Source organism: Flavobacterium circumlabens (assembly GCF_004345565.1).
GTDB lineage: Bacteria > Bacteroidota > Bacteroidia > Flavobacteriales > Flavobacteriaceae > Flavobacterium > Flavobacterium circumlabens.
The window spans coordinates 498,224-523,320 of the sequence record NZ_SLWA01000003.1 but is presented as its reverse complement, the minus strand read 5'-3'; the positions used below and the strand labels follow the sequence as shown (position 1 = coordinate 523,320).

The window sequence follows — 25,097 nt, the reverse complement described above, 5'->3', positions numbered from 1 at the left end:
TTAGTACTATTATAATTTATTGATTTTCAAAACTATTGCATCATTTGCTGGAATTGTAACTGAATCCGAAATGGGTAAATTCCCATACAATGCAGATTTAACTTTCCAGCCTTCTTTTACCACAACATCCGACACAATATCGTCTATGCTGTAATTGATAAGAATGATGACTTTCTCTTTAGCGTTAGTATCGTGTTCCGTTACGCCTATAAAAGGATTAGATTGTTGTAAAACTCTTTTTTCTAGTAAAGGTTTTGCAATTTCTTTATAAATAGCGGCATATTTAGGTTGTCCTTTATCAAAAGCACCAGTTGTGGTGCTTAAATTATTTTCTAGCGGGAAAGTCAACAAATAAATAAATCCTTTACCGTAACTGGTTTTTAACAAAAGCGGATTGCCATCTTCTTCTGCCGCTAAAACAGTTGTTTTTTTAGGGTCAATTTTCAATTTTCGTTCGGATTTTGAAGTAAAAATTAATGGCTCTGAATTGATTGTTGCATTGAAAGCAATTGAACCCCTGCGTTTTTCATTCACTGAAACTTCAACACCTAGTGGTTCGTTAAAAGTAGGTAAATAAGCATCGTCTAAAGAAATATATAATGTTGATCCGCCTTTTACTTTTTCTAATAGTTTAAACCAATACTCTTTATAAAAAGGATCTATTCCTTTTAAGGAAGGCAGTAAATACAGTGGTGAATCAATCAATTCCTGATCTGCTTTTTGAAATTTAAAATCAATACCGGCTTGCTTTGCCAATACAAAACTAGAATACGCAACCGACCAGGAATCTTGTCCTTCAGTTAAAATGCAAACGGCTTCCGTTTTGCGAGCAGGTAATGTTTTAAAAGGCAATTTATCAATAAAATTACTGAAAGATTTCAATTCGGACATAACTGGTTTTGGTGTTCTATCTTCCTTAATAAGACCCAACTCTGCTTCAACAGAAGCATAATTATAAGGAGGATATTTAAAACTCAATTGATCGTAAGCACACCACCAAAAAGTTCCCATACAGTCGTGAGCCCAATTAGAGAATAAAGCTGTTCTTGCAAAAGCGGCTTTCTCTTTCTCGCCTCCCGTCATGGGGCCCATAACCCCAGTTTCTTCAGTTAAGGCAGGTTTCCCTCCAATATCTCCGTATAATCTGGTTTCGGCAGCAGCGTGCAAAATGGTACGCATTGTGTTTATTCCATCCTGACTGGTATATTTTGTCCACAAAGAATAAGGGTGGGTAGTTAGAATATCGGTTGTTGCCGCTTGGTCAATAATTCGCCAAGTGGCATTATTCTCCGCTTGCAAACTGTGCATTCCAGAAATAATTGGTCTGGTATTGTCTGCACTTTTAATAGCGCCCGAAATTATGGAAGACCAAACATAGGCCTGATTGTGATTCTCTAATTTTTGCATTTCGTTGCACTCATTTCCAAAATCCCAGGCTATAATGGCAGGTTTATTCTTTAATCTTTTTACAAAAGAAGTTACAAATTTTTGTTGCCAAACCAATGAAACTGGATCGGTCATGATATCTTTTCCTTCTAAAGCGGGTGGTAAATAAAGCTGACCGCTCATCCATCCCGTTACAAGGCCCACTACCAATTTTAAATTGTGTTTTTGTGCTAAATCTGCAAAAACTTCAAAGTGCTTCAATTGCTCTTCGCTCATACCGTCACTTCCTACTCCTGTTAAAGGTAAAGGCTGTTCGTCTTTAAAAGCAAAATATTTCGCTTCCCCTCTACCTGAATAAACGATATGAATGGGTTGAAAATCAGGCCACAGCGGAAAAACCCGCAATACCTTTATCCCATTCTCGGATAACTGCTTAAAATCCTGCTCAATAATTTCAGGTTTCCAATCCCTCCACATATGGGTTCCGGCGTGAGATGACCAATAATTGACACCTACAGCAAATGTACCCGGAGTAGTGAGTAATTTTTCTTGTGCATAAATAGTATTGAATGTACAGCAAATAAATAAAACGATAAATTGTTTTATTATATGCTGTGCAAAATTCCCACTTCTTAAAAATCCTTTCTTTCTCATTGGTTATAGTATGTATTTATGCATCATAAATTTTATTTTATGTGCAGAAACCGAAATTTATTTATATTTTATAATCCTACTCAAGCAATACCAACAGTGTTTTTTGCCATTTCGGCCATAGCATTATTAACTTAGTAAATGAGGCCTTTCATCAGCTAATTTTATAATGAATTCCCCGAATAAGGTATTTGCCCATGCAAACCATTTACGGGTAAATTTGGTAGCGTCATCCTTATAAAATGCCTCGTGCATAAAACCGGTACCGCCATGACTTTTCTTAAGCATTTCAATACATTCCTTTATTTCCATTTCATCATTTGATGTAATACCACGCATAATAATGCTCATGGGCCAAATCATATCCCTTCCTACATGAGGACCCGTTATTCCCTTTGCCACTTTGCCTTCAGCATAATACGGATGATTACCAGGTGTAAGTAAAAATTTCCTTGTATTTTTATACAAGGGAGTATTCACATTTATTGCTCCTAAATAGGGCAGTGATAACAGGCTGGGAATATTTGAATCATCAATTAGATAGCAACCTCCAAATCCGTCTATTTCGTAAGCTAATATTTCACCGGCCTTTTTATGATTTATGACAGCGTACTCTTTCAAAGCATTTTCAACTTCATTGGCAAGCTGCAAACATTCTGATGAAAAAGTTTCATCTTGAAATTGTTTCTCTACTATTTCAGCTAATTGGCGCAACGATACAACAGCAAAATAATTGGATGGAATTAAAAAAGGAAAAACAGTACCATCATCCGAGGGTCTGAAAACAGAAGCTATTAACCCAATTGGATTTACAGGTGCGCCTGCACCCCCGCCAGCAGCGGTATCGGTTGGCCGATTGGTCACGCGTTTGAAATTGTAAGAACCGTTATTACTTTTACGCTGTTGATTTTTAAAAGTGGCAACAATCTCTTTCATTGCCTTTAACCAGGTGCTGTCAAAACATGATTTATCGGCATTTTGTTTCCAGTATCCATAAGCCAGCCTAATGACATAACATAAAGAATCCACCTCCCATTTTCTTTCATGAACACCAGGTTTCATCAACGTTTCATCATTATGTCCCTTTCTTTCATTGTCATTAAAAAATGCATTGGCATAGGGATCAATCAATACATAGTAAGCATGCCTGTTAATTACTCCTGCAATCATTTTCTCCAGTTCTGTGTCATTTTTCATTAATGGGAGGTAAGGCCAAACCTGTGCAGATGAGTCGCGCAGCCACATGGCATCTATATCACCTGTAATAATGTAAGTGTCCGGTTTATTATCTTTTACAGTAGTAAATACTGTAGTGTCAAGTGTATTGGGAAAACAATTACTAAACAGCCATGCCAGCTCTTTATCTTTTATCTTTTTAGATACTTCAACTATTTCTTTTTCAACTGCCTTACTAATAAAACGCCTGTCCGCTAATGCCGGTCGTAATGACTTATAATCAAAAACCGGCATTTTAGCAAACACCATTTCTGGCAAGAGCGTAATGCCTAAACCGGCAATTACAGTCCCTTTAATAAAGTCTCTTCGTTTGTACATCTTTTTATTTGTTATTAATAAAATAAGGCAAACGATTCAAAGGCACGTCAATAGTGATAGTTTGGCCACCTTTATATTTTTTTCCCAGCTCATCTGTCCAATTTCCTTTAGGAAGTTTTACAGACCTGCTATTTCCTTTTACTGTCATAGGAGCAACGAGGTATTTTTCTCCCAGCATAAACTGCGTGTCGCAAGATTCAAAGCCTTGATTTGGAAACGAATACTCGAGATGACGCACAATTGGTTCCCCATCAATAGCTGATTTTCGTGCCAGTCCAACAATATGGTCACCCATCTTTGCGTGCAGCTGAGCAGCTTCCCTTACAATTACCAAGTGCTTTTCATCCAACACTCTCCACGGTGCAACAGAAAACTGCATCATTGGCATCAATGCCTGAATTTGGGCCGAACGCACCATTAATTCTTGATCAAATTTTGAGTAATCAATATTTTCAAAATTAGATAACAAACCGCCTCCTATCATATCAGGACAGGTGTAAGGATGTCCTATCAAACCGGCAGAAACCATGTCAGGAATTAATAATTTTAATTCATCCCAAGAGTAACCTTTGTCTTGCAAGCGCTGTGCAAGTGGCTGATTGCCATTCTTCCAGCCGGCACGAAATTCATTAAAATCAAACTCTGCACCCAATTTTCCAAATAATTCAGCCTGAATTGGACCGTTGGTATTTGTATCATCATTAGGAAAAACTCTTGAACCTTTGGAATAAAAATCAGAATCAACAGCATCAAATTTAAAACCGTCAATACTATAAGTACTTTGCAAACCTTTTAATTTAGATCGTAACCAATCAACGGCAAATGGTTTTGTAAAATCCAAACAGCCACTATAGCCATTCCACCATTTAATGATGGCAGGTTTAGTACTATCTTTCTTTAATACTACTGCTTTGTTTTTAGCCAAATGACCAAACTCTTTCCCATCTGGGCTAACAAACGGAGTCAGCCACAGCATTACTTTAAATCCCTTACTATGCAGTTCATCTACCATAGCTTTAGGGTTGGAAAATTTACTTGGGTCAAAATCAAAATTCCCGTAATCTTTAGACCAGATATCATCAATCATAAAAACACCTGAAGGGAAATTGTTTGCCAGAATATCATTGGCATATTTCAATATCTTTGGCTGATCCTGATTATAATTAAGCTCAATCCACATATTATACTGTGGCATTTTAAACATTAACTCATTAGGCATTTTTCCTGAGGCAGGAAAATAAAGCTTCATGGCACCTAAGTAGGCATCACGCAAAGTTTTGCCTGATGTTGCCGCATTGATTTTTTCATGATTTGAATGCAGCGTCATATCGCCATCCTTAAATTCAAAAGCAAATGGCTGATCGCTCCAGACATAACGTCCTTTGTTGGAAATCAAAAGCGGTGCTGCCTGATTGCCCCGATTATCAACACTAAGGTCATTTAGCTTTTCATTGGGACCATAAGGCTGAAAAGTGATATCCTTGAGAGGGGTGTTGCAGAAAGCTTTGGCGGTATAGGCTCCATACCATTTTTCATCTGATATCGATTTTATTTCTGAAATATTCTCTTGAGCCAATAGATTTAAAGAAAAAATAAAGGCTAGACAAATAAGGGCATTTTTTTTCATTTTTATTTTGTTTTTATTCCAATTTAAATTATTCAATTATTATTTTACTAATACAATCTGGCAAGCATATCCCTTTTAGCAATTTGATTTTCGATAGTTAAATTAATGGGACGACAACCTCTTTCTCATTCATTACAATTATGATTAACCTATCATCCGGATTTAAGAAACCAGTTGCAATAAAATCTTCTTCTGAATTGCTAAAGGTGACTTTTCCATCTAAAAAAGTTTCTTTTACTCTTCATAACCGTAGCTATATCCAAAATATAATGCATTTGCAATATTGCTTGCCAGAGCAATTAATTTAAAGTTTATCTCCACCAATTAAGATTTCAAATATATTATGATAATTGCTGGAGGGATAGGAAGCATCGTTCAATAAATAGAAAAAATTGCTCATTATGCTTTGCCAAATGGTTGCTGATCAAAAGAAACCATATATAATTAGTTAGTTGTTGTTAAAAATTTAGTATTGTACTTTTATTTTATATTTAAAAATTACGTTTTTCCAAAAACGAGTCTAATTCTTTTCTTGACATCGGGAGTTTTCCCTTATAGGTATTAAGCCAGCTTCTAAAATCTTTTTTAATATCCTCACTCCACTTACTATCAATGGTACCAGCTGTATATTTGCCTTCCTTTATACGCTGCTGTCCAAAAATATCGAACAGCTCTGTTACTTCGCCAGTCAGTACAATATGTTCAACCAAATGGGCGGGAATAAATATCACGCCGTCTTTTTTTGCTAAGACTGCATCTCCGGGAAGTACGGTTGCCTCACCGATGCGGATGGGAGCGTTAATACTTGTCAGGAGTGTTTTGCGCATGTAGGATGGATCAGTACCTTTTACCCAAGCATTAAAGCCTTCTACCTTTCGCAAATCTTCGGTGTCCCTGATATGACCGTATACGATTGCACCCCGATGTGAGCGCGCCCATACTCCGTTTCCTAAATTGGAGCCCACTACAGTACCATAAGACTGTTTATCATATCCATCAGCTACATAAAAGTCACCCTCGACCAATGTGGTCATGGCCCAGGAAACAGTACGTTTTTGCTGCCACATGCGCCCTTCAGTCTTTCCTTGCTCTATGACCTGATTCTCAAGATCGGTACGTGAAGGCATGAACTGAGCTGTTACTGCACGCCCAGTCATTACAGTATTATCATTCTCTTTGAGCAGTTTCCAATTACCTTCAAACTGATTGAAGTACCCTTTCTCAATAAGTTCAGCCCATGCCTCTTCAAGGGTAATCTCTTTTAACCTTTCCAGTAAATTATCTGAAACCTTAGGCCGTCCGTCTGCAAAACGCTCTCCCGTCCATTCTGTCGTTAAAGCTTTAATATAATCTGGCGACTGCATGACATTCTGTGCATTGACATAAATTGCTATGAAAAGAATTGTAAACATTAAAAAATTCCTAATTTTCATATTTAATAGTATTAAAATGAATTTAAAATTTAGTCTCTGAATATAACAGGATTATTTGTAAATAGCTGTACCATCTTTAAAATCAAGTGTTTTGACTTCCGAATTAATATAATTAAACCAATCGTCCTTGCTTTTAAAATAAATGCTCTTATCCCATCCTGCTCCTGCATAATAAACAAATGGGACGTTGGTTTTTACCTTGATCAAAAGATATTGATCGCCCTGATATGATTCATAGCCAATAAAATTTTTAGGATCAGCAAAAACGGCAGATCCAATACTTCCGTGCTCCGGACTTGTATTTTCCCAAGTACTTACCGATGCCGATTTTTCGTTTTTATAGATTTCGGGATGCCCGTATGTGGTGATGCCTATGGCAACAACAAGTTCACGGTCACTATCACTTTTTATGGTACTTGTAACTTTAAAAAGATTGGATCCTAGACCCATTTCAATGATTTTTTTTTCTTCCAGACCTGTTATGCCCGGAGCATTCCATGTTTGATAATTAAGCTGTACCCCAACGCCATCTGTCTGATTTTTAAGAAATTTATAACTGTCAAAAGTTTCTGAAGCATAAGGCTTTCCATCAACCCAAACTCCTATAGCGCCACAGCCTCTGAGTTTGCCCATGTGATAAAAATCACAGCCTTCTCCCCTGTCAATATGATAATCTTTTCCCTCAGCATTTAATTTGTACCAGTTATCTATAATTGGATAATCTACTTTTTTAGTCCATACATCTATACCATTGCCCACTTTAGACCTTACCGAAGGACCATAAACTCTATAGGCGATTCTATCATTTTCCCAAGCCACATCGCTTCCCCTGTCAAATTTCATATAGGTCCTTACGGTTTTTGGTGAGTCTGCAATAGAATAATGACCCATTTTTTTTAATGGCGTAACATCCTCTATACCCATTTTGCACGCCTGGGCAAATGCCAGTACGGCAGGACCAAAAGCATGATGGTCATTAAATACCCATGGACGGGATTTGTAGTCTTCCTTTGTTCCCTGATTGGGCGCCAGACAACTGAAGCAGGTATGACTAACAGACCCATCTGTTCCTATATAGGACATATATCCCGCAAGGCCAAGTTTGAAATTTCGGATATATTTTTGATCCAGTATCTTTTCTTCAAGCATAATCCCCAAGCCATATAAGAGTAATCCGCTTCCTGAAGTTTCAACGTAGGAAGATTTGTCTGTTATTTCCTGATGCCATAGTCCTTCTTTATTTTGATATTTTAATACTGCTGTAAAAAATTGCCTGCCTAATTTCTGAACTTCTTTGTATCTCGGGTGTGTCTTTGGCAGGTCACGTAGTAATATCGCTAATGCAAAAGCCCCCCATCCGTTGCCACGGCTCCAGTTGTCCTCAGAGATACTTCCCGCTCCTGCAAATCCTCTTGCCTGATGTAAAAGACCTGTCTCTTTATCTTTAAGAATCCGGAAAAGCCCTATAGTCTCATCAACTGCCATATTTATATATTTTTGGTTGCCAGATTTAAGTCCTGCATATAAAAGGTATGGACTTACTGCAAATGCAACGTCGATAAAAATTTTATCTCCAGTGGCGAAATTAGCAGTCATCAAGCCTTCGGGAGAACGGTTCTGTTTATGCATCATCTTGGCTGCAGCTACATTAACTTGTTTGTCCAACTCAGTCGCAGCATTTTTCCAAGCCAGAAATGCCGCTCCAGACCCACCTGCCTCATATGATATAAGACTCCCTTTTGCATTGATGGAACCATCTGAGAATTTTTTATAGGTTGAAATCGTATTTTTAAGCAATTCTTCATTTCCAGGCAAAACTGAAAACTCGCTTATTCCGTGCAGAAGCAGTGTGCCGGCATAAAAATCAAGTTCGGTGTGTTGTAAGCCTTGGTCGTAAACCGATTTGATAATGTGTTTAACATTGTAGGTCGTTTTATTTTGCTGTGCATTGGCCAAGATGATCCAGAGGAAAGTCAAATAATGGAATAAAATACGCATTTTCATATTATTTTTCAATAACTATTTTGGCAGAAAAAATTTCACCATTTTTATCAACAATTTTTAGCACATATAACCCGCTGCTAAGTTTATTGCTATTAATACTAAATGAATCAGTACCTGATAGCAAAATAGCCGAAGCATCTTCGCTGTAAATTAACTTTCCCTGCAGATCATACAACGCTACTTTATATTCACGGGCGTCAACAAACGGCATATCTATGTTTATGGTTTCCTTTACCGGGTTGGGATATACCCTAAAATCTTTTGCCTCTTTTTGAATTAAATCTGCTGTACCCAGATTAGGGCTGTATTCAAAGGCTCCAAGATCGCCCTGATTTCCTGAAGACCTCGCCAAATCATTAAAATCCTTAATAGACAAAGGCGCTCCTGCAACTTTATTGATGGCGGGAGATCCTTCCTTTAATTTATAATCATTGGATGCAGCGTCTACAAACTTAGGATCAAGTAAAATTGCATTGGTTCCTGAAAGCAAGGTGCTTCCAAATAATATATTGTTATCAATAACAATCGGATAGGTCTGGTTGTTGCCTCTTATTTGGACAGGTGATCCGGCGATTATGTTGTTTCTTATATTGAATCCGTAATTTGCTGCATTTGTGGCTTCAATCAACAGTCCGCAGTTCTCCCAATTTCCTGCACTTGTACCGCAGTTTACAATAGTATTCTGATATACATCAATCTCCTGCAATGGACCGTTGTTAAGATAACCGGCAATCCGAATTCCTACTTTTTTTATATTATATATGACATTATCGTGAACTTTCACTCCTTTTGCAGTGCCGCCTTCCTCGCTGGCGATAGTAATTCCTCCGCCGCCTATATCATAAACTTTGTTGGCATAAACCTCTACATTATTAATATTTTTTTGATAGGCATCTACATAAATACCGACACGATACAAATTAAAAACCGTATTATGGTGGATAGTTCCATTACTGCTGGCATTTTTTGCATCAATTCCCTCTCCTCCGTTAGATGGATCTGTCGGGCGATCAGAAACAGTATTATATCCTACCTCAAATGTCTCCACGCTTGCCATAGTGATACATTCATTTGTACCTGCTGCTTTATCTGGATACACACAAGCCTGCTGAACTTTATTGTTTAATACTTTGATATTTGATGACGTAGCACCAATTATCCCTGAGGCTCCAGTATTAAATGTACTGCAATTTTTTATGGTAATATTAGAGCTGTTAATGGCTATGATGCCTGCCCATTTCGAATTTATAATTCGCAGCCCGTCAATAATAATCCAGCTTTTCAGATTTGTGGCATTTGCCCCTGCAATAGTAATTAGTCCTCGTCTGTTTGAGACGTTAGGGGTTACAGAGACTGAACCATCTATGATTACCTCCCCTGAAATCTCTGCTTTGTAGGTAATTGGGAGGAGAGATGTACCGGAATTTATAAGATCAATCTGAAGTGTTGGAGAATAAGTGCCCGATTTTATAATCACGACATCTCCTGCCACAGCAACATGTGCAGCTTTGTTTATAGTAAGGTAAGGCTTGTCAATTGTACCGTCATTAGGGGAATCATTGCCGGTTGTAGCCACATAAATATTCCTGGCACCTGAAACTGATGTTGTCAGAACAGCCAGCAGTAAAATCAAATTTATAAAGATAGCCCTTTTCATATTTTTTAATTTTTTAGTATTTCTAAATGTATAAAACGATTCCTATTATCTAAAAAATCATTACAATTCTTTGGGATCCAGTACTGTCAGCTACTATAATTTTATCTCTAATTTCTGGCTGTCCTTATTAAATTGATGCATTACTTTTGTTACTATTGTTCCTTTTGTTACTGTTATTTCATAAAGTCCAAAATGTCCTCTTGAACGAACAGCACCTTCACTGTCAGACTCCTGTGTGAAGTTTGTTTTCCACTGCTTGGTAACCAGCTCACGCCATATGTGAGCATTAGGCTTTGGTGTCCAGTCTTTTTTAAACATAGCAGCATCCGGTTTCCAGTGTCTAGGCTCCCAAAAACCCCATATAGTAAATCCCGTCACAACAGACGAGCCGTAACATGCAATTAAAAAATCTCTTGTGTAGTCTGCCTGAAGTTCTTCATCTTTCATATTAATATCAAATTCTGTGATTTGAACAGGAAGTCCAGTGGATCTGAATAACTCAAGATCGGAGATTACCTGCTCTGGATTTCGCGGCTGCCTTCCCACATGTCCCTGAATGCCTATTGCATCGATAGTTGCTCCCTTAGCTCGCAAATCTCTGATTAGTTGTAAATATTCCTGGATATTTTTCGGGCTTGCGATGCTGTTAAGCATCCCATATTCATTAATAAACATTTGCGCCTGAGGATCTATCGATTTGGCAATCTGAAACCATTTAGCCTCAATGTCTTTTGGCAGGTAAGCAAAAAACTCTTTTTCATGTATTAGTTCATTTATAACATCCCACCCAATTACTCTTCCTTTTAAGAAAGAAGTTTTCTCGCGTATTTCATCTTCAATGTATTTTTCGAATGCCTTCGGATCTTTCTGCGCCAGCGTTTTTACATTTGCGGGATTAAATTTCCATGCTGGCCATACTAAATTATGACCACGCTGTCTGAATTTATTTTTCTCCAGCCATTCAAATGCTTCTATTGTTTGCTGTTGCTTCTTTTTATTTTGTTTCCATGACCCTCCTTTAAAGCCATTCTCTATTACGGCTGTATTAAAAAGTTCTAAAATATTTTTCTTGTAATTTTTAGAATCTGGCAGTTCTTCGGCTAAAATCTCCTCATTAGCGGCTGTTCCCCATATAAAATCTGAAGTTTTCATTTTAACCTCAACTTTTGCCCCTTTGACCGCTATTCCTTTCGAATCTGTTACACGAATGTCAATTGGCCCTGTTCTAATTTCTTCAATTCTTTTTAAGGCTTGGGTTCGCCAAGGAGCCTTCTCTTCACGTCCCAAATAGGTAAAACGTGTTACAGGCAGTTTTTCCAAAGAAACCTTATTCTCGAAATTCAAAACAACTAAGTCTTTTATTTCTACCTTTTGTGAAAGTGCTCCCAGAGAAATAAAAATTTCACCTTCTCCGGCAGGCATATCTGTTAACGCTACAAATGGCATATTATATTCTTTCCATTCAGGTCCTGCACCAAGCTGGATAATAATACTTTTGTCCCCGCTATAGTTTTTACGGTTCATATAAAAATTTACTACAGCCTCTCCAGATTCCTGTCTGGCGTATAGGGCTCTCATAGATAATCTGGCCAGTATCACATCGCCTTTTTTTACAGCTTTGCTACTAATCCATTTCACATTGACATCATAATGTGATTTTGCTGTTGCAAAAACTTCTGCTGTAAAAATTGTATTGTCGTTTTTATCTGTCGTGCCCACAAAAGTCGCTTTTTTATCAGGTGTTGAGCCATCTCTAAAGACAAAATCGCTTTGCGCATTTTCAGGAAAAATATTAATCGGTTTTAAAGCTTCAATGTCTGATGTGAGGCTGTAGCTTCTCTGTGCACTAGCTCCTGCATAAACAAGCAGAAGCAGCACAAATAGTTTTTTGAATTTCATGATTTAATTAAATAAAATTAGAGGAATGAATTATGGTGTCTTTATTTTTAAAAGACTTTTGTCAATTATCAAAATAGGTGAATCATAAATTAAAATATCTTTGAAGGTAAAAGTGTTCCCGCTTTTACTCCATTTATCATTTGGAATTGTATAAACTTTTCCAGATAAAATATCAACATATACCGGATTTTCAAAATTTGCATTTGAAAATGAAAAATCCTGGAGCCTGCCTGTATTGGAATTGAGCGGAATACTTTCATCCATCCAGATGGTAAATACCTGCTTTTTAGAATTTTTATGCTCATAACCATACACTGATAGGCTCCGGTCTGTGCCATAACTGTACCGGTGTTCTCCATTTTCAGCACCTTTTATGTTATAGGTATGGTGAAGGTCTGTTAAACGCTGCAGGGAATCATCAAATATAGATGCTATATGCTGCATAGCATAATATGCCATTTTCGGTCGCACTGCTTTTCTTGTTGCATCAGATTCAATAATACCTTTTACATTTAGTTTTGTTATAGGACTTCCGGCCAAGCCATAGTTCATATCAATAATTCCCAAAATACTGCACTGGATATCATGCCCAAGGTTACCCAACATTCTTCGCGTGTTCCATTTGGCCTGAGAAAGTTCTGTCCAGTCATAATCACCCAATGCTCCTCTTCCGCCACCTCCAAAGGATGGAGCTCCATTTTCTCCCTGCCGTAATTTAATTTTAGGATCGTATTTGTCCAGAACGGAGCGTAAAGCAGCTACATTCCCGTAATTAGAATCAGGATTGTATACATAATCATGATAAGTCATATTATCAAAAAGATCTAATTTTTTTTTATCATGAAGTACTTTAAAAAAGCGGTCGGCATATTGCAGATCAATATGCCCCAGAGATAGTCCTGAGATTATTGCCTTTGGTTGAATGCTTTTTATTATTTCTGCAGTGCGGATATTTAATTCGGCTACTTTTTCAGGAGAATTTATTTTATTGTCTCCAAAATTAGGTTCATTCCAAACTTCCCATTCCTTGATCTTATCCTTATATCTTACAACAAGAGCTTTGACCCATTTGTCCCATGCGAGAAGTGCCTCTTCAGAATTGGGAAGCCCGGCACTTAAATTGATACCTCCTCCGCCTTCGTATATTGGATTGCCATAAGAGGTTTCCATCCAGATTTCTAAACCGCGTTTTGTGGCATCATCCACAATTTTATCCAGCCATTGCCAGTCATACTTTCCTTTTTGCTTTTCTGTTTTTGCCCAGCCAGCCTGCATTCTTAATCTTTTGATCCCCAGCGGCCCTAAATATTCCTTGTACTGATGATAGTCAGTCATATCCCTGTCAAGGGTCTCACAGCCGATAATCCAATTAGAAACTTTTATTTCTCTGGCATTTCGAGATTCAACTGTTCCAATTAGCGGGATAGCAGGTTCAAACTTAGCGTTATTTATTTTGTTTTCACTCTGGCTCCGCATAAATTGTCCGGTAAGTAAAAGACTAATTAACAGTAATTTAAATTTGCTATAAGGATAAAAAACTTTTTCTAGTGTGGTTATTTTAAAAATCATGGGTCAATAATTTTATTCAACAAATAAAAGGCTTTCGAAATTTACTTAATCTGTGCCCGTGCACAGATTAAGTAAAAATATATATATTTGTAGCAAATATCCAAATTTTTTTGAATATAGCAATAAAAAATTATATAAAATTTGCTTTTAATAATTTTGAAGATAAAAAACACTTAAATATACAATACAAAGCTTACTATTGAATCAAGTAAATAAAATATACAAAAAATTGATAAACCGGATGAATCACTATTGATCTGGTTGATAACTTTAAATATTTCTATTTTTATTTATTTTTGGAAGAATATTATAAATGGTATGTGAAACTATTTACTTTTGTCAGGTACGTCAATAAAACTTAGCGGGATTATTATGAAAAAAAATTTAACAATTAATGAAATTGCAAAAATTGCAAATGTGTCCAGAGGGACTGTTGACCGCGTAGTGAATAAAAGGGGCTATGTGGCAGAGGACAAGCAAAAACAAATTGAGAAAATTATTAAAGAATATAATTTTACTCCCAATACGCACGCTAGAAACTTAGCGTTGAGCAAAAGCCTGAAAGTAGCGGTCATACTTCCTGAACATAAGGCAGGAGATTATTGGGAGCCAATTGCTAAATCAACCGAAATGGCGGGAAAAAATTATCTCCCCTTCGGACTGCAGATAAGTTATTACTTCTATGATCAAAATAATATTGACACTTTCAAAGATGTTGAAAAAAAGATTTTTCTTGAAAAAAATAGTGCCATTATCACCACACAGCCGCAAAATCCTTCGATTAAAGCGTTTTTGAGAAAATGTGTAACCAAAAAAATTCCATTTGTACTGTTGGGAACTAACAACACCAAATATGGCGCATTGTCAAATCTTGGGCAGGACGCTAATCAAGGTGGGAGACTCGCCGGTAGATTAATTAATTATGGACAGGAACATCCCGCTAAATATCTTATTTTCAATATCTTCAATGAACAAAATATCAATCCAAATGTAGTTAGCAGAATAGATGGATTTAAAGCTTATTTCAAAGACAATAAAAAAATAAAGACAGAATTAATAAATATAAATATTAACGATGCTCAACTAACTGCCAAAATAACAGAGAAATTAATGGCTCTTACTAAAAGTGATGGAATATTTATTCCAAACTCCAGAGCTCATATGGTAGCTAAACTTTTAAACAAAGATCAAAAAGTTCGATTTTTAGCCTTTGACCTTGTTACGGGCAATGTACCATATTTAAAAGCTGGAGTTATTGACTTTCTAATTAATCAAAAACCTTACGAGCAGGGATATAGAGGAGTTGAACTCCTTTACAGGTATCTGGCAACTTTTCAGCAGCCAGATGAAGTTATCAATATTGCAGCCGAAGTGATTACAATTGAAAATCTTACCAGCAATGAAGAAACAAGTTTTGAGGAAGAAAATAAATCGCTGAAATAATTCTTACTATCATTAAAAGAAACTATCAAATGAATCTTAATAAATAAATAAGGCATCAATCTTAAAATATCAGTTAGCTACACTATAGCTAATTCACAAAAAGTCTCCAATATCAAAATAACCCAAATTATTTTCCGCAAAATAGAAGAGCCTTTATCCGTTTCACAAGATAGGATGCCGTCCAATAGTTCCCCTTTTGTTCGGAAGGCACCGAAACTCTTACTAAATTGATGTTCAAAATGATTTTTGAACTTTGATCATAATCAAAACTGTATCCATCGCCAACGTAATACATTTTATTTATGCCTACGACATTTTGAATATTTGCTTTCTCCTTAAGTTCTTCTTTAATAACATCGACAAGAAAATCCGTTCTTTCGATATTTATAATAGGTAATTCCCTTTCCATACTATTCCATTTTTAAAAACAATGGAAAACTACCTTTTCAGACAAACTCTCCAATGTCAAAATCATTCAAATCATTATTCCGCAAAGTGGAAGAACTGGTATCGTTCACAGATGAAAAGGTGCTATTCAAAAGCTCAGCTATTTTACGGGAAGCACCCTCAATGGAATTTTATAGCAGGCTGAATAATTCGGGTTCTTCTATTTTCTAAACAGAAATTGGGTATAAAAAAATGTCAAACTTTAGCCGTTTTAATGTCTAGCATTTTCGATTTACATTTTGCGACCTTTTTGATTATTTTGTTTTGGCTGGATTGGCTGTTGTTTTTCGGTAGTTTTTTTTATCATCTTTTCTGCTTGAAGGTTGCTTTTAATTAAATTCAAAAGAAATGTTTCTTTCCACGGAACATTTTTTGCTATAAACTGCAATTTTAATCCTTGTTTTACCAATCCGTGCTTAATGCTCACTTTTGCCAGAATTTGCAGCTTTGGATTAGTTGGCATTCTGTGGCACTGTTTGTCACTTGTTGGCTTTCATTTTGGGCATAGGAGGTGTAAAACTCTCTCTGATAAACTGATGCACGTCAGATAATTTGTAGTAGAGTTTTCCACTTATGGTATAATAAGGGAGCTTCCCGATGGAGCGGTAACGTTGTAGAGAACGGTTGCTTATTTTGAGCATTTGGAGCAAATCCTGATTGTCCAGTAATTCTTCACCATCAATACTGCAACACTGTTTTTTTATATCATTAATATGATCGTTGAGTAAATCAAAACGGCTCATAATTCTTTCCATCCATGCTATAAATTCCATTTTGTCAATATTCATAATAATATGGTTTTACAGATTCATTATTTGCTTGATTTTAACTTTCTGCCTTTTTCGATATAGCTTTTACCTTTAGCCATCAACTCTACTACATATTCATCGCTGGTTTGTACGGCATTGGCATTGAGCATATTTTTTATGGCACCAATAGTGTAGAAATACTGTCCATAGATTTTGGAATAAGCAAGCTCACCGTTGGTACGCATACGCCAAAGGGTTTTCTCACTGATATGGAGATACTGGCAGACTTCATGGTTGTTGAGCCAAAGGTCATCGTAGCTGGAATCTTCCAATTTTAATATATATTCGCTGATGAATTTTATACGGTCGTTTAGTTGTTTCCAAACTTCTTCTTCAATTGTTATAATGTTCATTGCACAAGTATTTAATGTTTCCTGTACAAAATTGAATAACTAAAAAGAAATTGTTTGCCAAGTCTTGCCAATTGGTTTGGCTGATTTTTGAAAGTTTTATAAAATTGTGCAAAGTATTGGGAAATAACGTTTTTGGAAGAATTGTATAGAAATTTATATTTCAATAAGAGGTTTTACCAATTGGCAGGTATGGGCAAAGAAAAAGCAGTACATTTTTATGCACTGCTTCAAATTAGATACTTTATACTAAAGTTCTTTATCTATATATTCTTCAAGCTGATCTTCCTGAGCGGTAACTATAAAAATAAACGTTCCATTACTTTTATTGGACAACAATGATTTAGATTAAAATAGTGATTTTATTTTATAAACTTATTTATAACTACAAATGCAAATCAATGATTAACAAAAACAGGATATTAAGATAAAACTTTTCGCCTAATTATTGTATTTTTGTGTTTTAGTTACAAGAAATAGTGGAGTAAAATAATGTAAAGAGAATCGTTACTAAATCGTTACCTTCTATGAGAGTCTAACTCCTAAACTACTATTTATAAACTACTTTAGACTTAATTTATTTTTTTTCTTTAAAAAAATAAAAGATTGGAGCGAATAGCAGGAAATAGCTTCTAAAAATCATCATTATTATATAGCCACTCAAAACATAAAAAAACCCGACAATACAATTGTCGGGTTCATAATGCACTCCTCTAAGTGAAAACCAAATAACAAATCACTTAAATTCGCTGCATTTATTCGAAATATAAAAACCAGATTAAAAAATAAATAACCAAACTCAATTTTAACCGTCCCAATTTTTTTATTTCTAATTTTTCCATTCTTCTTTCGTAAACCTTAGTTTAAAAAATTCATTACTTTGAATGATTTTCTATTTCCTGCTTTGTCAGTCACTATCACTATAAATAATTGTTTAGTAGAGAAACTTTGGTTTTGAAGCAGTACTTCTTTATTATGCTGAACGTTTTTATGACTCACAATAGATTGTCCGATTGAATTAAATACATCCACCTGAGCAATATCTTCGGTTTCATTTGTAACCGATAAGGCATCATTTTTAAAATAAGCTATCGTATTACTCTTCACTTCAATTTTGTCAAGAGACAATGTTTTTGCTGCTGACTGTGAAGCAAAATAAGTGGCATACGCTTTAGATAATTCAGATGAATTACCACAAGAAGATGCATCCCAGTTTACAGACCAGGTCATTAAACCTCTTAAAGAAGGATATGGACCGCCTGGCTGCATAGTGTATGTTCTTCCTGAAAAAGTGGTTCCGGTTCTTAAATAATGCATAGCACTAATTCCTTCTGCCGGCGTTAAATAACCGCTGCCTGCTGCACTTGGACAAGCTGGTAAGGCAATCAGAACTTTTGAGGCCGGTAAACCATCAAAATGCATTCCTGTTGTAGCAATATTATACCCTTTTATTACCATGTCAGTCAGGGCTGTTACCATGTTTGCTTTCTTAGCTGAACCATAATACTGACCATCTAATCCGTTTTCTCCTCCTGTATTATACAATTGTACCGCTAGCAAATCCAATTCATTACGCAAGTTTTGAATGATTGGCAGGAAGGAACCAAAAGTATCCGTATAGGTAGAATATCCTCCTTGTACGTATTGTGTTTCCGGAGCTGCGGTTAATAAAAATCCAGGGCCGTAGTACGCTTTTAATTCTTTGAAAGCATCTACTACGTTTTTTAATCTTGGATAAGCAGAAATTCCCGCATAAGAAATATCTCTTAAACCTCCTGCATTAAAATTCATCGATCCGCCTTCAAAATCAATATCAACTCCATCAAACTGATACTCATCAATAATGGCTTTCAGACCATTAACAAAAATATTTTTTTGAGCTACATTGTCCAAAACAACATGACCATTTTGACCTCCAATAGAAACAATAACAGGAACGCCGCTATCTCTTAAGGATTTTATATCATTTTTCAACAATTGCTTATTGAAAACTCCATTGGTCAAATATCTGGTATCATTTGTAGTTAACACTGGTGTATAACCATCACGATTCACTGTTTCTACGAAAGAATAATCGACTACGTTAAACTTACTTCCCACCATTTGAGAAAAATATAAAAATGGAGCACCAGCATTTTCCCAGGAATGTGCGTATCCTAAAATAATTTTAGATGGAAGCGGGATAAATCTATTAGTGCTCACCGGAGCAATTTTAATTGTATTGTTTAATGTCGTTACGCCCGATTGATTATCGGTTGCTTTGATTACAACCGGATAATCCTTATAAGCAGCTGGTGTAAAATTATACGTATAAGTATTATTTGTACCTGCTGTCATGTTAAATGTACCTCCATTTATGGTAATAGTAACACCTGAAACTGATCCCTTACTATCAACAGCTGTAACTGAAATTGGCACCACCTGGAAAGAACTTTGGTTTACAGTAGTATTTGATGGTGAATTCCAGGTAATTACCGGTGCTGCATTTGGGCAGTTTGCACCTGAACAACTTAATGTAAAACTATATGTTTTTGACTCTGTTGTTCCGTTTGATGCAGTTGCCGTAACGGTTAACGTATGAGCAAGCGAAAACTGATTTGCTGCTGGTGTCCAAACGGCTGTATAAGTTCCCGAAGAATTGGCAGCACTCAGGCTTTGTCCATCTAAACTAAATACAACAGAGGAGATTGTAGTGGCATCAGCAGCACTTAATCCAACACTTGCCACAAAATTAATTGCTGATCCTAAATTGATAGCAATCGCCGAAGCTGTTGGCGCTGTGATGGTAACTACTGGCTTAGTTGCAACCACCGCCTGTCTGTTAAAATTATAAACCGTTGGAGTTGTTGGAACTGCAAAGTTGGCTAAGTTATTTGGATAATAAGTCGCTTCACCATTTTCCCATGAGTTCAATTTCAAACTTAAAATTTGTGTATATCCTGCTACAACTGAATTATCAAAAGTATAATTTCCCGATGCATCTGTTGTTGCCAATACACTTTTCCAGTTGTGCGTGTTATCTGTCCATGGTAAAACAATTTCTACTTTTGCACCAGCAACCGGAGTTGTTCCGTTTTTAACCGATCCGCTGATTAAATTTACAACGGCAGCCAATGCTGATTTTGCTGTAGAGCTTGTATTAAAATTGTAAACCGTTGGGTTTGCAGGAACAGCAAAGTTTGCCAGGTTATTAGGGAAATAGCTTACTTCACCATTTTCCCAGCTGTTTAATTTAAGACTTGTAACGGTGGTATAACCTGCTACAACCGAATTATCAAAACTGTATTTTCCTTGTGCATCTGTTACCGCAATAACGCTTTTCCAGTTGTGTGTGCTATCTGTCCACGGTAAAACGATTTCTACTTTTGCACCGGCAACCGGAGTTGATCCGTTTTTAACTGTTCCGCTAATTTTATTGGTCGGAACTACAATAACATTCTGTGTAAAGTTTAATGTTTTGTTGGCTGTTAAATTCGTATAAACGGTTGAAGCCGGAGTATACGTTTGTCCTGCCAAAGCTGCTGTTACCGTATAATTTCCGCCTGACGGTAAATTAGCAATCGAATACGCTCCGCTAGCGTTTGTAGTGGCTGTAAAAGTTCCGGCTGTGGAAGTTGCCGTAACCGTTACGCCCGAAACCGGAGTGGTGTTGTTTAAAACAGTTCCACTTATCGTGTAATAAACAACTGGTGCACCCTGAGCAAAATTCAACGTTTTATTGGCATCGATTGCATTATAAACGGTTGAAGTTGGCGTGTAGGAGAATCCTGTTTTTGCAGCTGTAACCGTAAAGTTAAGTCCGGCTGTTAAGCCTGCAACGCTATAAACTCCGCTTGCATTAGAAACCGCTGTTAGTACGGTTGCTCCTGACGTAGCTGTTACTGTAACACCTGATACCGGAGTTGCTCCGTTCAGTACCGTTCCGCTAACGGTATACAAAGGCTGACTTCCGTTGATGACAACGGCCGTTTGATTAACTGTCACGTTTGTCAAAGTCACAGGCGTAAAGGTATAAGTTGCTTTTAAGGCTGTAAGGATATAATTTTGTCCTGAAGTTAAGTTGCTGAATGTAAAATTACCTCCTGTAGAAACTACGGTTTGCAATACTACATTACTGGCGTTGCGCAATTCAACTGTAACATTCGGAACTAAAGCTGCTCCGTTTTTTACAGAGCCTGAAATGCTAACTGTTCCCGGAACAACGCTTCCAAATGAAGTATCTACCTGAGTTAATAAGGAGTTCGGGATAGCGCCTCTGGTGTCCTGAGATAATTCCCAAACCATACCTCCGGCAAGATTTCTTGATTTGATATACTGCACTTTTAAGTCCATCGATTGCTTATCTTCATAACTGATAAACTGTTTTAAAGTAGCATTGTATAAATAAGGAACTTTCGTGGTATTGTCAAAATAACGTACCCATCCTGCAGCCGCAGCCGTTGGCGTAACCAACATGGTAGTAGGATCTAAATAGGCGTGTGAGTTGGTAACCGGATTTCCGACTAAGTCGCAAATTTCGATACTTCCGGAACGTTCGCAGGCAGCAGGGCCATCCCAGGTTCCGATCGGATTTTGAGGATTGGTACACCCTGAAACTATATCTCTTGGTGCTGAAACGAATAATCCGTTGGTTGAGTTAGTGGCAACATGATCAAATTTTTTACCGTAAAAAGGCAATCCCATGATCAGTTTATTCGCTGGAAAACCAACAACATTTAAGTATTGACTGGTCAGTTCATCCAATGATTCTGACTGTGCTGCGCCATATAGCGGATCGTTTGTGTTTCCACTACCGTACAATGGTGCATTGTAGCAGGTTTTATCATACCAGTTTCCACCAAAATCATATCCAAAATAGGTAATGTAATCACAGTAAGTCGAAATGTCTTCTGTCATTCCGTATTGTGCTCTGTTAGATGGCCCTAAATATTGTTGTGCCACTTTTCTAACATTATTTCCGGCTGCAATCGTAATCAATTTATTCGGCATTGCCTGACGCATTGCTTTCAATAAATAAACCAGATTTTTGTTGTCGTCCGGACTGTACTTTTGTGGAGGAATTGGTGCTCCGTTAATCACTTCAGTACCGTCTGTTCCTCCGGAAAGAGGATATTCCCAGTCAATGTCGAATCCGTCAATAAAGGGATAAGTGACAATAAAGTTTGCCATATCTGCAGCCAAAGCGGCTCTTGCTACCGGACTTGCGGCAATTGGAGAAAGATCCTGACCTTTAGTCCAACCTCCGACAGAAATTAAAATTTTTAAATGCGGATACTTTTCTTTTAATTTTTTCAAGTCATAAAAGTTCCCTTTTACAGGAGCATCCCACGGAATTCCACCTTCCATATGCTCAAAATCAGCATAGGAATCTAAACATAGCAACTTTGTATTCTCCGGATGGGCCGGATCAAAAGTTGTTCCATAAAAGGAATAATTCAAATGCGTCAATTTACTTCCATCAATTTTCGGAACGTTAAAATCCCGGGCATAAATAGACCATTGCGCATAATATCCCACTACTTTCTTACCGTGAGCTGGTTGGGCTGACGCGAGTAAGGGAAACAATAACAATAAAAGCAATCTGTAATAATGTTTCATAATTAATTAATATTGGTTAATAGAAAAAAAATATTCCAATTACAATCACTTACACACTGAAATTCAGCATGTAAAAAACAATAACGGGGATTCAATCAATTGCAAATAGAAAACATTGCAATCATTGGAAATTAATTCGATTTACTTCTATAAATAAATATTACTATTACTGATTTCCATAATCATTAGCAAATAGTATTGATTGATATTTATATATACTTCTTTTTTAAAAAATTAGTAATAAATAAAAAAAGATAAATTTGGGGGGCAATTCTACTTTCTAAAATTCTACTTTCTTGTCATGTTTTTGTTTATTCTCTTATTTGGTTTTTAAAGGTTAATAAATATATTGATGGTTATTTTAATACTTATTTTTAATTTATTTTAAGCGTTTAAAAGAGCCGTTCTTCGTTCGTTACTATAATTATCTCTACCAGAAAACTTCTGATAGAGATAACTAAACAATCTGGTAACTTAAAATTACTAACTACTAATTCAAACCTAACTTTTATATTAATTTCTTTAAACTTTTGTATACGGCCAGCTCCACATCAGCATAATCTTTGGAGTCACATTCTTCTACCAGTTTTTGCAGGTCCTCTGCTTTTAAAGTTGATTTGTTATCCAAAACAAGTAATAGCTGCTCTGATATATCATTTAACTTTTTAGCTAAAGGTAAAATGGGCTGAACTAACGGTGCATTGGAACTTAGTTCATTTAAACCTTTATTGACAGCAATCCATTTGTTTAAATATGCCGCTACTTTTGCTTTATTTTCAGGTGATTTATTGGCCAGATATTGACTAACTGCATCATCAAACGCCAAAGCATCTTTCGCATCAGGCGTACAGGCATCTGCAAAAAGGGTAAGCGGGGAATACATTTGATATTCTGTTCCGCCTTTATTACGTTTATATCCTTTTAAAGGCTCACAAACATTCGAAAATTCGCTCAGCGATTTTATACTCTGATTGTTAGCGATATTTCTTAAAATAACCGCTTTATTGCGAATGTGTGTCAGTCCGAGTTCTTCGAGTCTGAAAGAAACTACATCCAGACGTTTTCGCATGTTTGGTACATCAATAACCGTTTCGGCAGACCAGAGTCTTTCGGCAATTGCAGCTGTTCTCGGCCATACTCTTGAATCTATGGTGGCTGGCGTTGCAAGCTCTGTCCACATCGTGGCTTCTCCTCCTAAAATTCTTTCTTTTTCCTCAGCAGATAAATCGGCTCCTTTTGGCATTGGATCATTCAGATAATGACTTTCTACCGGATACATCAAATCGATATAATATCCGTTTGACAAAACGGTCTTGTATCCTTTTTTTACGGCGTCTACTAATGATTGTCCGGCCATAACTCCTTCATTTGGACCTCTCCAGGAATGTATGATTGCTTCTTTGGACATATTTTTTGTTAAAATTTCTTCCCATCCCATGAGTTGTTTGCCATGTTTTTTAAGCATGGGTACCAGCTGCATGGTGAAATACGTTTGTAATTCGTGATTGTTGGCTAACTTATTTTTCTTTTTAAACTCCTGAATTTTTGGATTCGCGTCCCAATCTTTCCCTTCGTTTTCATCTCCCCCGATATGAAAATAAGACCCGGGAAATAGAGGGCACACTTCGTCAAAAAACTCACTGAGTAATTGATAGGTTTTAGGATTTGAAGGATCTAATGTTGGTGAAAAAATACCCGCATTTCTTTCAATTCCATAGGTCGCAATAGCGGTTCCCTGAATATTTTTTTCTGAAGTTCCGCCAGTCAGTGTAGTCACTTTACTGCCAATTTCAGGATAAGCCGTTAAAATGGCTGATCCGTGGCCGGGAACATCTATTTCCGGAACAATTAAAATACCGCGCTCATCAGCATATTTTACGATACTTTTAATTTCTTCCTGTGTATAATACAATCCATCCGAAGCTAATTCTATTAATTTTGTATGTTTTTTCATTTCAATTCTCCATCCCTGATCGTCTACTAAATGCCAGTGGAAAACATTCATTTTCATCGCTGCCAGTGCGTCAATATTTCTCTTGATTACATCAACCGGCTGAAAATGCCTTGCCGCATCGATCATCAGGCCTCTCCAGGTAAATCTTGGAAAATCTGAAATTTGGGAATTCGGAAAATAAAATGAGGTACCATTATTCTGTAAGAGCTGCAATAACGTTTCAAGGCCATGCAGTGCCCCTAAATCGCTGGTTGCGTTTATTGTAATTTTGTTCTGACTGATATCTAAGTGATAACTTTCATCTTCATATAAGGCAATTTTCCCGCTTTTGGTACAGTTGATCTGTAATTCAGCTGTTGGAACTTCATTTAATTTTGCAATAAAACCCTGTTCGAAAAAAATACCGGTTCTACCATCTAAGCGACGTAAAAAACGTGTTACACCACCAAAGATTCTTGGATTTGGATTTCCGGTAATATTTACTTTAAAATTTTTGGTTAAAGTAAAACTGCCGTCATTTAATACAATACTCTGAGGCCAGGGCATAAGGTTGAGCTGCTCTTTCTGAATCTGAGCGCCAGAGGTGAAACCCGCTAATAGTAGGACTAATAAATATTTCATTTTAATGTTTTTGAAAGATGTTATCCGGAGACAACATTAATAAATAGATAAAGAAACAAAACTCAGAAGGATCTCTGCCGAACCTCACTTTCCTA

Annotated in this window: 15 protein-coding genes and 1 pseudogene; 1 reads left to right on the top strand and 15 read right to left on the bottom strand. The window is 36.6% G+C overall.

The window, feature by feature from the left end; genetic code table 11:
• Positions 1 to 9: 9 nt before the first annotated feature.
• From EV142_RS10500 to EV142_RS10460, 9 genes and pseudogenes are all read right to left on the bottom strand, one after another.
• Positions 10 to 2,040, bottom strand: coding sequence for a glycoside hydrolase 5 family protein (locus EV142_RS10500; protein WP_127340716.1), 2,031 nt, complete (start codon positions 2,038 to 2,040; stop codon positions 10 to 12).
• 126 nt (positions 2,041 to 2,166) lie between these two features.
• Positions 2,167 to 3,591: a glycoside hydrolase family 125 protein gene (locus EV142_RS10495; RefSeq protein WP_127340715.1), complete on the bottom strand. Its 1,425-nt coding sequence runs from the start codon at positions 3,589 to 3,591 to the stop codon at positions 2,167 to 2,169.
• A gap of 4 nt (positions 3,592 to 3,595) precedes the next feature.
• Entirely contained in the window at positions 3,596 to 5,218 is a 1,623-nt protein-coding gene (locus tag EV142_RS10490) for a glycoside hydrolase family 31 protein (RefSeq protein WP_127340714.1), read from the bottom strand.
• Positions 5,219 to 5,315: 97 nt separating this feature from the next.
• A pseudogene (locus EV142_RS24670) lies at positions 5,316 to 5,411 on the bottom strand (glycoside hydrolase family 30 beta sandwich domain-containing protein); the annotation flags it as partial.
• 298 nt (positions 5,412 to 5,709) lie between these two features.
• The gene (locus tag EV142_RS10480; protein ID WP_127340713.1) at positions 5,710 to 6,651 is read right to left on the bottom strand and encodes an RraA family protein; all 942 of its coding nucleotides are present in this window, start codon (positions 6,649 to 6,651) and stop codon (positions 5,710 to 5,712) included.
• Between the two features lie 51 nt (positions 6,652 to 6,702).
• Positions 6,703 to 8,649, bottom strand: coding sequence for a DUF4861 family protein (locus EV142_RS10475; RefSeq protein ID WP_158286320.1), 1,947 nt, complete (start codon positions 8,647 to 8,649; stop codon positions 6,703 to 6,705).
• 7 nt (positions 8,650 to 8,656) lie between these two features.
• Positions 8,657 to 10,312, bottom strand: a complete 1,656-nt coding sequence (locus tag EV142_RS10470; protein ID WP_127340711.1) for a T9SS type A sorting domain-containing protein — start codon at positions 10,310 to 10,312, stop codon at positions 8,657 to 8,659.
• A 93-nt stretch (positions 10,313 to 10,405) separates the two neighbouring features.
• Positions 10,406 to 12,211 (bottom strand): endo-1,4-beta-xylanase, encoded by a 1,806-nt coding sequence (locus EV142_RS10465; RefSeq protein WP_127340710.1) that lies wholly within the window; start codon positions 12,209 to 12,211, stop codon positions 10,406 to 10,408.
• A 30-nt stretch (positions 12,212 to 12,241) separates the two neighbouring features.
• Positions 12,242 to 13,780, bottom strand: coding sequence for a beta-galactosidase (locus EV142_RS10460; RefSeq protein WP_127340709.1), 1,539 nt, complete (start codon positions 13,778 to 13,780; stop codon positions 12,242 to 12,244).
• A gap of 372 nt (positions 13,781 to 14,152) precedes the next feature.
• Between EV142_RS10460 and EV142_RS10455 the strand changes: the two genes are divergently transcribed.
• Complete coding sequence (locus tag EV142_RS10455; protein WP_127340708.1) at positions 14,153 to 15,223, top strand: substrate-binding domain-containing protein; 1,071 nt, start codon at positions 14,153 to 14,155, stop codon at positions 15,221 to 15,223.
• Positions 15,224 to 15,350: 127 nt separating this feature from the next.
• Here the strand turns inward: EV142_RS10455 and EV142_RS10450 are convergent, their stop codons facing one another.
• From EV142_RS10450 to EV142_RS10420, 6 genes are all read right to left on the bottom strand, one after another.
• On the bottom strand, positions 15,351 to 15,632 hold the full coding sequence (locus EV142_RS10450) for a hypothetical protein (protein ID WP_132035298.1): 282 nt from the start codon (positions 15,630 to 15,632) through the stop codon (positions 15,351 to 15,353).
• A gap of 270 nt (positions 15,633 to 15,902) precedes the next feature.
• Positions 15,903 to 16,133: a hypothetical protein gene (locus EV142_RS10440; RefSeq protein ID WP_132035295.1), complete on the bottom strand. Its 231-nt coding sequence runs from the start codon at positions 16,131 to 16,133 to the stop codon at positions 15,903 to 15,905.
• 16 nt (positions 16,134 to 16,149) lie between these two features.
• Positions 16,150 to 16,458 carry a helix-turn-helix domain-containing protein gene (locus EV142_RS10435; protein ID WP_127337642.1) on the bottom strand — a complete coding sequence of 103 codons (309 nt, stop codon included), beginning with the start codon at positions 16,456 to 16,458 and terminating at the stop codon, positions 16,150 to 16,152.
• 23 nt (positions 16,459 to 16,481) lie between these two features.
• Complete coding sequence (locus tag EV142_RS10430) at positions 16,482 to 16,832, bottom strand: helix-turn-helix domain-containing protein (RefSeq protein WP_127337643.1); 351 nt, start codon at positions 16,830 to 16,832, stop codon at positions 16,482 to 16,484.
• A gap of 855 nt (positions 16,833 to 17,687) precedes the next feature.
• Entirely contained in the window at positions 17,688 to 22,427 is a 4,740-nt protein-coding gene (gene chiA / locus EV142_RS10425; RefSeq protein ID WP_132035292.1) for a T9SS-translocated chitinase ChiA, read from the bottom strand.
• Between the two features lie 508 nt (positions 22,428 to 22,935).
• Complete coding sequence (locus EV142_RS10420) at positions 22,936 to 25,002, bottom strand: beta-N-acetylhexosaminidase (protein WP_132035290.1); 2,067 nt, start codon at positions 25,000 to 25,002, stop codon at positions 22,936 to 22,938.
• Between the last annotated feature and the right edge of the window lie 95 nt (positions 25,003 to 25,097).

Bases quoted from the DNA above. Each gene is read 5' to 3' on its own strand.
- EV142_RS10450 (WP_132035298.1), bottom strand. From the start codon at position 15,632: ATGGAAAGGGAATTACCTATTATAAATATCGAAAGAACGGATTTTCTT.
- EV142_RS10460 (WP_127340709.1), bottom strand. From the start codon at position 13,780: ATGATTTTTAAAATAACCACACTAGAAAAAGTTTTTTATCCTTATAGC.
- chiA (WP_132035292.1), bottom strand. From the start codon at position 22,427: ATGAAACATTATTACAGATTGCTTTTATTGTTATTGTTTCCCTTACTC.
- EV142_RS10470 (WP_127340711.1), bottom strand. From the start codon at position 10,312: ATGAAAAGGGCTATCTTTATAAATTTGATTTTACTGCTGGCTGTTCTG.
- EV142_RS10435 (WP_127337642.1), bottom strand. From the start codon at position 16,458: ATGAATATTGACAAAATGGAATTTATAGCATGGATGGAAAGAATTATG.
- EV142_RS10455 (WP_127340708.1), top strand. From the start codon at position 14,153: ATGAAAAAAAATTTAACAATTAATGAAATTGCAAAAATTGCAAATGTG.
- EV142_RS10500 (WP_127340716.1), bottom strand. From the start codon at position 2,040: ATGAGAAAGAAAGGATTTTTAAGAAGTGGGAATTTTGCACAGCATATA.
- EV142_RS10490 (WP_127340714.1), bottom strand. From the start codon at position 5,218: ATGAAAAAAAATGCCCTTATTTGTCTAGCCTTTATTTTTTCTTTAAAT.
- EV142_RS10480 (WP_127340713.1), bottom strand. From the start codon at position 6,651: ATGAAAATTAGGAATTTTTTAATGTTTACAATTCTTTTCATAGCAATT.
- EV142_RS10475 (WP_158286320.1), bottom strand. From the start codon at position 8,649: ATGCGTATTTTATTCCATTATTTGACTTTCCTCTGGATCATCTTGGCC.
- EV142_RS10440 (WP_132035295.1), bottom strand. From the start codon at position 16,133: ATGCCAACTAATCCAAAGCTGCAAATTCTGGCAAAAGTGAGCATTAAG.
- EV142_RS10465 (WP_127340710.1), bottom strand. From the start codon at position 12,211: ATGAAATTCAAAAAACTATTTGTGCTGCTTCTGCTTGTTTATGCAGGA.
- EV142_RS10495 (WP_127340715.1), bottom strand. From the start codon at position 3,591: ATGTACAAACGAAGAGACTTTATTAAAGGGACTGTAATTGCCGGTTTA.
- EV142_RS10420 (WP_132035290.1), bottom strand. From the start codon at position 25,002: ATGAAATATTTATTAGTCCTACTATTAGCGGGTTTCACCTCTGGCGCT.
- EV142_RS10430 (WP_127337643.1), bottom strand. From the start codon at position 16,832: ATGAACATTATAACAATTGAAGAAGAAGTTTGGAAACAACTAAACGAC.